The organism is Mycobacterium sp., from assembly GCF_035633495.1.
Lineage (GTDB): Bacteria > Actinomycetota > Actinomycetes > Mycobacteriales > Mycobacteriaceae > Mycobacterium.
Genome location: NZ_DASQEU010000075.1, coordinates 1 through 9,607, shown reverse-complemented (window position 1 = coordinate 9,607; position 9,607 = coordinate 1). Strand labels below are relative to the sequence as shown.

The window sequence follows — 9,607 nt, the reverse complement described above, 5'->3', positions numbered from 1 at the left end:
CGACCCGGCGTCACCACCGGTCGCGGCCGCCGCCGACGCCGCCGTCGACGGGGAGGTGGTGAGGTCACGTGCGCCAAGGATCGGAGTCTCGATGCGGTGCTCGATGCCGGTGATCCAGGCCGGGTGCTCGCGCAGTTCGCGGGCCTTGTCGCCGGCTGCCAACACGATTGCCGACGCGCCGTCGGTGATTGGCGCGATGTCGTGGCGGCGCAACGGATCTGCGAAGTACGGCTGGCCCAGTAGTTCCTCGACCGACGTGCCCGGCTCCAGGCGGTCGTTGCGAGGCGCGGCCGCCAGAGAGTCCAGCGCGACCTGTGCCATCTGCCCGGCCGTCCACTTCCCGGAGTCCAGTCCGAACCGGGCCTGCAGGCCTGCCGTCGACACGGCGTCCGGCATCAGCGGAGCGACCGTGTACGGGTCGGTCTGCAGTGCCAGCACCCGGCGCAGCACTCCGGCCGACGACTTGCCGAAGCCGTAGACCAGTGCGGTGTCGACCGACCCCGTGAGGATCTTGATGTACGCCTCGTACAGCGCCCAGGCGGCGTCCATCTCCACGTGCGACTCGTTGATCGGCGGAACCGCGCCGATCGAGTCGATTGCGGAGAGGAAGGAAAAAGCCCGTCCGGCAAGGTAATCCGAGGATCCGGAGCACCAGAACCCGATGTCGGTCTGCTCGATGCCCAGGTCGGCGTACAGCTCGGCGAACAACGGCATGAGCATTTCCACGCCATTGGTGGTGCCCTCGGTGCGGCGGACGTGCGGAGCATGCGCGAAGCCCACGACGGCCACGTCACGAAAAGTCATCGTCGCGCCTCACTGGTGGTGCTTGTAGGTGTCGTAGTCGGCGTCGGGTTCACCCGTCGGCCGGAAGTAGTCGATGTTGTCGATGCCCAGGCCCCACTCCTCGCGAGGCTTCCACACCGCCTCCACCCGCATGCCCATCCGGACGTCGGCCGCGTCGATCTCGGTGACGAGGTGCAGGAACGGGATGTCGGCCCCGTCGAGTAGCACGTAGGCGGCGACGTAGGGCGGCTTGATCCTCTGCCCGGCGAACGGGATGTTGATGATGGCGAACGTCGTCACCGTGCCCTTGTCGGGCAGCTCGACGAACTCGGTGAGCTGCTGGCCGGTGGCCGGATCCGCTTCTCGCGCAGGGAAGTACACCTTCCCGTTCTCTCCGGTCCTGGCGCCGACCAGCCTGCCTTCCTCGAGTGCGCGCAGGAACGTGCTCTCGGGAAGTGATGCGGTGTGCTGAATCTCGATCTGCGTCGGCACGACGATCATGGTCACCGGGTCGCGATCGTCTGCGACGTCCGCGACCTCCTCTGCGGTGTCACCGAGCGCGAAGTACGCGATGTCGGTGATCGCACCGACGGGTTCGTCGGCCCAGTGCACGTGCACGCGCGCGCCGGTCTCGATGGCATCGGACGAGCCGGCGTCGACCGCGTGCAACAACGCGGTGTCGGCGCCGTCCAGTTTGATCAGCGCCCAGGCGAACGGGCGGTCCAACGGCTGACCCTCCAACGGTTCCGGCTGCCAGGTCCACGACAGCACCGTTCCGACGCTGGCCACCGGTACGATCTCGGTCAGCGGTTCGTAGGTCACGGGGTCGAACTCGGCAGGCGGAACGTGCACTCGACCGTCGGACCCGCGCACGCCGACGACGCGTCGTCCGCGCAGTGCGGTAAAGAACTCGCCTAGTACGGAACCGACTGAACGGGTGTAGTCAAAGGACAGTTTCAGCGGAGCGGAAAGGGGCGGCTCGTGGTCAACGATCTGGGCCGGGCTGCTTTGGCTGGCACTCACGGCATCGAGTAGAACAGGTTCTAACAACGGGTGCAAGAACGGGGCTACAGACGTGAAGCTAGGACTCCAGCTCGGATACTGGGGCGCGCAGGCGCCGACGAATCACGCGGAACTCGTCGCCGCCGCCGAGGAGGCGAACTTCGACACGGTCTTCACGGCCGAGGCGTGGGGCTCCGACGCGTACACGCCGCTGGCGTGGTGGGGTCGAGAGACCACCCGGATGCGGCTCGGCACGTCCGTCATCCAGCTGTCCGCGCGCACCCCGACGGCATGTGCGATGGCCGCGCTGACGCTGGACCACTTGTCCGGCGGTCGGCACATCCTGGGGCTCGGCGTCTCGGGACCGCAGGTGGTGGAGGGCTGGTACGGGCAGAAGTTCCCGAAGCCGCTGGCCCGCACCCGCGAGTACGTCGACATCCTGCGCCAGGTCTGGGCGCGCGAGGCGCCGGTGACCAGCGCCGGGCCGCACTACCCGCTGCCGCTGAGCGGCGAGGGCACCACCGGACTGGGCAAGCCGCTCAAGCCGATCACCCATCCGCTGCGGGCGAACATCCCGATCATGCTGGGCGCCGAGGGCCCGAAGAACGTGGCGCTCGCCGCCGAAGTCTGCGACGGCTGGCTACCCATCTTCTACTCGCCGCGAATCGCCGGCATGTACAACGAGTGGCTCGACGAGGGCTTCGCCCGCCCAGGTGCCCGGCGGACGCGGGAAGCCTTCGAGATCTGCGCGACGGCGCAGGTGGTGGTCACCGACGACCGGGCCGGCATCATGGAGTTGATGAAGCCGCACCTCGCGCTCTACATGGGCGGGATGGGCGCCGAGGACACCAACTTCCACGCCGACGTCTACCGCCGGATGGGTTACTCGGAGGTGGTCGACGACGTGACGGCCCTGTTCCGCAGCAACCGCAAGGACGAGGCCGCCAAGGTCATCCCCGACGAGTTGGTCGACGACTCGGCCATCGTCGGCGACCTCGACTACGTGCGCGAGCAGATCAAACTCTGGGAGGCCGCGGGCGTCACGATGATGGTCATCGGCGCGCGTTCACCCGAGCAGATCCGCGATCTCGCCGGATTGGTGTAGACAGCGGCCGACACCCTCCGCGAACAGACACAAATATGCCCGACACGCCGGGTTTTGTGGCACATTTGCGTCTGCTCGCGTGGAGGGCGGCGCCGGATTGGTGTAGACACTTCTTGCCAGTTGTCTATAACACGTTCTAGATTTGGCGCGTGACCGTGTCAACGTCTTCGCAGCACGAGATCGCAGGCACCGTTCTCACCATGCCGGTGAAGATCCGCGCCGCTACCCAACACATGGCGATGTTCTCGGTGGACGCCGATGCCGCCCAGCGCATGATCGACTACAGCGGGCTTCGAGTCTGCCGGTATGGGCCCAGCCGAGCGGTCGTCGTCCTGATGCTGATGCACTACGTCGACGGAGACCTGGGTCAATACCTCGAGTACGGCACGAACGTGATGGTCAATCCGCCGGGATCTCGGGAGGGCGGGCTGAAGGCATTGCAATCCGCGGGAGCCTTCATCCACCACCTTCCCGTCGACCAGTCCTTCACCCTGGAGGCAGGCCGGTCGATTTGGGGTTACCCGAAGGTGCTGGCGGACTTCACCGTTCGCGACGGCCACCACTTCGGCTTCGACGTGAGCATCGACGGCCAGTTCGCCGTGGGCATGGACTTCCGGCCCGGGTTGCCGGTGCCATCGGCTCTCACCTCGAAGACGCAGGTGCATCCCACCTACTCGCATCTCGACGGGGTCACCCGCGAAACCGCCGGGGAGATGAAGCTTTCCGGTGTCCGGTACCGACCGGGTGGGGTGCGAGTCCGTCTCGGCCAACACCCCTACGCCAAGGAGCTCGCCTCGCTAGGGTTCCCGAAGCGCGCGATGATTTCGAGTTCCGCCGACAACGTCGAGATGACGTTCGGCGATGCCAAGGAGATTGCATGACCACCGTTCTTTCGAAGTACGACTCCGACACCCGGCCGGACGTCGATCTGACCGACGGCACGTTCTATGCCGACGGCAATGCGCGGGCGGCGTACCGCTGGATGCGGGCCCACCAGCCGGTGTTCCGCGACCGCAACGGGTTGGCGGCCGCAGCCAGCTATCAGGCGGTGCTCGACGCCGAACGCAACCCGGAGCTGTTCTCGTCCACCGGCGGCATCCGGCCCGAGACCCCCGGCATGCCGTTCATGATCGACATGGACGACCCCGGACATCTGTTGCGGCGCAAGCTCGTCAACTCGGGCTTCACCCGCAAGCGCGTGATGGACAAGGTGCCGTCGATCGCCACGCTCTGCGACACGTTGATCGATTCGGTGTGTGAGAGAGGGGAATGCGACTTCGTCCGCGACATCGCCGCACCGCTGCCGATGGCCGTCATCGGCGACATGCTCGGCGTGCTCCCCGAGGAGCGCGGCACGCTGCTCAAGTGGTCCGACGACCTGGTGATCGGACTGAGCTCGCACGTCGACGAGATGACCGCCCAAGCGATGATGGAGGCGTTCGCGGCGTACACCGCGTTCACCATGGAGACGATCACCAAACGTCGCGCCGAGCCTACCGAGGACCTGTTCTCGATCCTCGTCAACGCGGAGGTCGAAGGCCAGCGGATGGCCGACGACGAGATCGTCATGGAGACACTGCTCATCCTCATCGGTGGCGACGAGACCACCCGGCACACCCTGTCCGGCGGCACCGAACAGCTGCTGCGCCATCGCGAACAGTGGCAGTCTCTGGTGGCCGAGCCCGACGCGCTGCTCCCCGGTGCGATCGAGGAGATGCTGCGGTGGACGTCGCCGGTCAAGAACATGTGTCGCACGCTCACCGCGGACACCACGTACCACGGCACCGATCTGCGCAAGGACGAGAAGATCATGCTGATGTTCGAGTCGGCCAACTTCGACGAGTCGGTGTTCGGTGACCCCGAGAACTTCCGCATCGACCGAAGCCCCAACAGCCACTTGGCATTCGGATTCGGGTCGCACTTCTGCCTCGGCAACCAGTTGGCCCGCCTCGAGCTGTCGATGATGACCAAGCGGGTGCTCATACGCCTGCCCGACCTGCGGTTGGCCGAGGACGCGGCCGTGCCGTTGCGGCCGGCCAACTTCGTCAGCGGCCCCGAGGCGATGCCGGTGGTGTTCACGCCGACGCCGCGCGTGCTCGACTAGGTATACGCCGAGTGTGCGAATTCATGCGCCCCGCCCGGAGTATTGCGTACTAAACCGCACAGTCGGGCGAGGGGTAAGAGCGAGTGAGCGCTACTTCATCTGGAAGTTGGGCGCCCGCTTCTCCTTGAACGCCAACGGGCCTTCCTTGGCGTCGTCGGACAGGAACACACCGATGCCGATCTTCGTGTCGATCTTGAAGGCCTCGAGCTCGTGCATGCCTTCGGTGTCGTGGATGGACTTCAGAATCGCCTGCACGGCCAGCGGTCCGTTGTCGTTGATCACCTCGGCGATCTCCAGCGCCTTGTCCAGTGCCGAACCGTCCGGCACGACGTAGCCGATCAGCCCGTACTCGAGCGCCTCCGCCGCGGTGATGTGGCGTCCGGTCAACAACAGGTCGCACGCGATCGTGTACGGAATCTGGCGAACCAGCCGCACCGCCGAGCCGCCCAACGGGTAGAGGCTCCACTTGGCCTCGGAGATGCCGAACTTCGCGCTCTCGCCCGCGATGCGGATGTCGGTGCCCTGCAGGATCTCGGTCCCACCGGCGATCGCGGGTCCCTCGACGGCGGCGATCAGCGGCTTGGTCAGCCTGCGACCCTTGAGGAGGCCGTCGATGCGGGTCGGGTCGAAGCCGCCGCTCTTGAACAAGTCACCGGGCGGTGCCTTGGTGGCCGCCTTCAGGTCCATGCCCGCGCAGAAGTAGCCGCCCGCACCCGTCAGGATGCACGTCCGAATCTCCGGATCCTCGTCGATGCGGTCCCATGCCTCGACCATTATCGAGAGCATCTCAGTCGAAAGCGCGTTTCGCGCCTCCGGCCGGTTCAGCGTCAGGATCAGCGTGTGTCCGCGCTGCTCAATGAGTGCGTCGGGGCCAGCCTCAACGCTGATGTGGGACTCGCTCACGGGTGTCCGCCTTCCAGCTTCGTCGCCATAGACTTGTCTCGAAATGTAACACGTTCTAGTTTAGGTTCCGTGGCCCTGAATATCGCCGATCTTGCCGAGCACGCCGTCGACGCCGTGCCAGACCGTGTCGCCCTGATCTGCGGCGACCAACAGCTCACCTACGCCGAGTTGGAGGAGAAGGCCAACCGCCTCGCTCACTACCTGATCGACCAGGGCGTCAAGAAGGACGACAAGGTCGGGTTGTACTGCCGCAACCGCATCGAGATCGTCATCGCGATGCTCGGCATCGTCAAGGCGGGCGCCATCCTGGTGAACGTCAACTTCCGCTACGTCGAGGGGGAACTGCGCTACCTCTTCGACAACTCGGACATGGTCGCGGTGGTGCACGAGCGCCAGTACGCCGACCGCGTCGCCAACGTGCTGCCGGACACCCCGAACGTCAAGACCGTCCTGGTGGTCGAAGATGGCACAGGCGGCAGTGACGAAAAATTCCAGCGCTACGGCGGCGTCGAGTTCCACTCGGCTCTGGAGCAGGGTTCGCCCGAACGCGACTTCGGTCCCCGCAGCGCCGATGACATCTATCTGCTGTACACCGGCGGCACCACCGGATTCCCCAAGGGCGTGATGTGGCGTCACGAGGACATCTACCGGGTGTTGTTCGGCGGCACGGACTTTGCGACCGGCGAGCCCATCGCCGACGAGTACGACCTGTCCAAGGCCGCCGCGGCGAGTCCGCCGATGATCCGGCTGCCGATCCCGCCGATGATCCATGGCGCCACACAGTCGGCCACCTGGATGTCGCTGTTCTCCGGTCAAACCGTGGTGCTGGCACCGGAATTCAGCGCCGACGAGGTCTGGCGGGCGATCCGCCAGCACAAGGTCAACCTGCTGTTCTTCACCGGTGACGCGATGGCCCGCCCTCTGCTCGACGCGCTGCTGGCCCACCAAGAGACGGGGAACACCTACGACCTGTCGTCGCTGTTCCTCCTCGCCAGCACCGCCGCGCTGTTCTCGACCAGCATCAAGGAGAAGTTCCTCGAGCTGCTGCCCGACCGGATCATCACCGACTCGATCGGCTCCTCGGAGACCGGCTTCGGCGGCACCAGCATCGTCGCAAAGGGGCAGTCGCACAACGGTGGTCCGCGCGTGACCATCGACAAGAACACCGTGGTGCTCGACGAGGACGGCAACGAGGTGGTGCCCGGCTCGGGCGTACGCGGCATCATCGCCAAACGGGGTCACATCCCGGTGGGCTACTTCAAGGACGAGAAGAAGACGGCCGAGACCTTTCAGACCATCAAGGGCGTCCGCTACGCGATTCCTGGTGACTACGCACAGGTCGAGGAGGACGGCAGCGTTACGATGCTCGGCCGTGGGTCGGTGTCCATCAACAGCGGTGGCGAGAAGATCTACCCCGAGGAGGTCGAGGCCGCGCTGAAGGGACACCCCGACGTCTTCGACGCACTGGTGGTCGGCGTCCCCGACCCGCGCTTCGGCCAGCACGTCGCGGCCGTCGTGCATCCGCGCGAGGGCACCAGGCCGACGCTGTCCGAGCTCGACGGGTTCGTCCGCAGCGAGATCGCGGGATACAAGGTGCCCCGCAGCCTTTGGTACGTCAGCGAGGTGAAGCGCTCACCGGCGGGCAAGCCCGACTACCGCTGGGCCAAGGACGTGACCGAAGCCGGGCCTGCCGATGACGTCCACGCGAAACATGCGGGGGTGCAAGCTTAATGGGGCGAGGGAAGCGACGGGAGAAATAGATGCGTACTGAACTCTGCGATCGCTTCGGCATCGAGTATCCCATCTTCGTCTTCACCCCGTCGGAGAAGGTGGCGGCCGCGGTCACCCGGGCGGGTGGACTCGGAGTGTTGGGCTGCGTGCGGTTCAACGACGCCGACGATCTCGAAGCCGTACTGCAGTGGATGGACGAGAACACCGACGGCAAGCCCTACGGCGTGGACATCGTCATGCCCGCCAAGGTGCCCACCGAGGGCACGTCGGTCGACATCAACAAGCTGATCCCGCAGGACATGCGCGACTTCGTCGACAAGACGCTCGCCGATCTCGGTGTCCCGCCGCTTCCAGACGACGAAGAGAGATCGGAAGGCGTTCTGGGCTGGCTGCATTCGGTCGCCCGGTCGCACGTCGAGGTCGGACTCAAGCATCCGATCAAGCTGATCGCCAACGCGCTCGGCTCACCCCCGAAGGACGTCATCGACCAGGTTCATGCCGCGGGCGTACCGGTAGCGGCTCTGGCGGGCAGTGCCAAGCACGCGCAACGGCACGCTGAGAACGGCGTCGACATCGTCATCGCCCAGGGTCACGAGGCCGGCGGCCATACCGGCGAGATCGCCTCGATGGTGCTGGTGCCCGAGGTGGTGGACGCCCTCGGGGGCAAGGCCGCGGTGCTGGCCGCCGGTGGCATTGGCTCGGGTCGTCAGGTCGCGGCCGCGCTTGCGCTTGGTGCGCAAGGTGTTTGGATGGGATCGGCCTTCCTCACGGCAGCCGAATACGACCTCGGTGAGCGTCTTCCGTCCGGGCGTTCGGTGATCCAGGAGGCCATGCTCGCCGCGACGTCCAGTGACACCGTTCGCCGTCGCATCTACACCGGCAAGCCCGCGCGGCTGCTCAAGAGCCGCTGGACCGACGCCTGGGACGCCGACGGTGCTCCCGAGCCACTGCCAATGCCGCTGCAGAACATCCTGGTAAGTGAAGCGCACCAACGCATGAGCGAGTCGACGGATCCGACGACCGTCGCGATGCCCGTCGGACAGATCGTGGGGCGGATGAACGAGATCCGGCCCGTCGCCGACATCATCGGTGAGCTGGTCTCGGGCTTCGAGGACGCCACCCGTCGCCTCGACGACATTCGCGGCTAGAACGGCGTTCGGGTTTCGGTCGGGTCAGCCGATGGTGGTGTCGCTGTCGATCTTCTCGGTCGCGGCGGCCAGGACGTCACCCGCCGCATCGGGTCCGTCGACGTTGAGCTGCAGGACGTACAGCCCGTCGGCGGCCGGGATCACCACGGTCTTCTGCGCGATGAAACGGGTTGCGCCGTCGCGGGTGTAGGTGCCACCGAGCACGTAGGCCGGGTAGTCGCCCAGCGTGCTGGTCTCACCCTCGTTTCCGGGCTTGTAGTCCGGCAGGTTGTTCAGCTCGCCCGGCGCCAGGTCGATGATCTGCTGCGGGTCGACGTTCCCTGCCAGCTTGGACATCAACGCGACGATGTTCGGCGGGTCGTTCTCGAACTCCGGGCCGGTGTAGACGATCGCGCCGTAGGCGTACTCGGGCGCATCTTCGGGGCTCAACGGCTCCCAGCCGTCCGGCACGGGCAGGTTGACTGCAGGAGCACTCGGGTCACCCATCTTGACCCCGGTTTCCTGAATGTTGTTCTCCTTGACATAGTCCGCGATCGTCGGGTTCGGGCCGGCCGCCGCCTCGGTGGTCTCGGACACCTTCGGCTTCTTCGACGTCGTCGTCTCGCTGGAGGACGACTTGCTCGTACTCGAACTGCTGGACGTCGCCGTCTTGGTGTCCGAGCCGCAGCCGGACAGGACGACGGCAAGGGCGGTGGCGGCCGCAGCCAGACCGGTGAGGGCCGATGCTCTCATGCGTTAACTCCTCGTGTTCATGTGTGGAGACACTGCGGGCAGGCCGGAGGCTGTCCTTTTCCGCAGCGAAGCGTAGCTCAAAAGGGGCGTTGCGCAGGG

The 9,607-nt window shown here is 66.0% G+C and carries 9 protein-coding genes; 5 read left to right on the top strand and 4 right to left on the bottom strand.

The genetic code is table 11. The annotated features are described in order from the left end of the window. On the bottom strand, positions 1-804 hold an 804-nt coding region (locus tag VET27_RS11865; RefSeq protein WP_526518250.1), incomplete at its 3' end, for a beta-ketoacyl-[acyl-carrier-protein] synthase family protein. Positions 805-813: 9 nt separating this feature from the next. Further along, positions 814-1,806: a Zn-ribbon domain-containing OB-fold protein gene (locus VET27_RS11860; protein ID WP_526518247.1), complete on the bottom strand. Its 993-nt coding sequence runs from the start codon at positions 1,804-1,806 to the stop codon at positions 814-816. A 52-nt stretch (positions 1,807-1,858) separates the two neighbouring features. Here VET27_RS11860 and VET27_RS11855 point away from each other — a divergent pair, with 52 nt between their 5' ends. The 3 genes from VET27_RS11855 to VET27_RS11845 all read left to right on the top strand — a co-directional run bounded on the left by VET27_RS11855 (position 1,859) and on the right by VET27_RS11845 (position 4,994). Further along, positions 1,859-2,890 (top strand): LLM class F420-dependent oxidoreductase, encoded by a 1,032-nt coding sequence (locus VET27_RS11855; RefSeq protein WP_526518245.1) that lies wholly within the window; start codon positions 1,859-1,861, stop codon positions 2,888-2,890. Positions 2,891-3,090: 200 nt separating this feature from the next. Beyond that, positions 3,091-3,771: an acetoacetate decarboxylase family protein gene (locus VET27_RS11850; protein ID WP_526518254.1), complete on the top strand. Its 681-nt coding sequence runs from the start codon at positions 3,091-3,093 to the stop codon at positions 3,769-3,771. Then, complete coding sequence (locus VET27_RS11845; protein ID WP_526518243.1) at positions 3,768-4,994, top strand: cytochrome P450; 1,227 nt, start codon at positions 3,768-3,770, stop codon at positions 4,992-4,994. Before VET27_RS11850 ends, VET27_RS11845 begins: the two co-directional genes overlap by 4 nt. 90 nt (positions 4,995-5,084) lie before the next feature. Here the strand turns inward: VET27_RS11845 and VET27_RS11840 are convergent, their stop codons facing one another. Continuing rightward, positions 5,085-5,882 (bottom strand): crotonase/enoyl-CoA hydratase family protein, encoded by a 798-nt coding sequence (locus VET27_RS11840; protein ID WP_526518252.1) that lies wholly within the window; start codon positions 5,880-5,882, stop codon positions 5,085-5,087. Positions 5,883-5,966: 84 nt separating this feature from the next. On the opposite strand from VET27_RS11840, the gene fadD19 reads away from it, so the two are divergent. Next, on the top strand, positions 5,967-7,628 hold the full coding sequence (gene fadD19, locus VET27_RS11835) for a medium/long-chain-fatty-acid--CoA/3-oxocholest-4-en-26-oate--CoA ligase (RefSeq protein ID WP_526518241.1): 1,662 nt from the start codon (positions 5,967-5,969) through the stop codon (positions 7,626-7,628). 29 nt (positions 7,629-7,657) lie between these two features. Then, positions 7,658-8,776 (top strand): NAD(P)H-dependent flavin oxidoreductase, encoded by a 1,119-nt coding sequence (locus VET27_RS11830; RefSeq protein ID WP_526518239.1) that lies wholly within the window; start codon positions 7,658-7,660, stop codon positions 8,774-8,776. A gap of 24 nt (positions 8,777-8,800) precedes the next feature. Here VET27_RS11830 and lpqN read toward each other — a convergent pair whose 3' ends face one another. Continuing rightward, positions 8,801-9,508, bottom strand: a complete 708-nt coding sequence (lpqN, locus tag VET27_RS11825; RefSeq protein ID WP_526518237.1) for an envelope biogenesis lipoprotein LpqN — start codon at positions 9,506-9,508, stop codon at positions 8,801-8,803. Between the last annotated feature and the right edge of the window lie 99 nt (positions 9,509-9,607).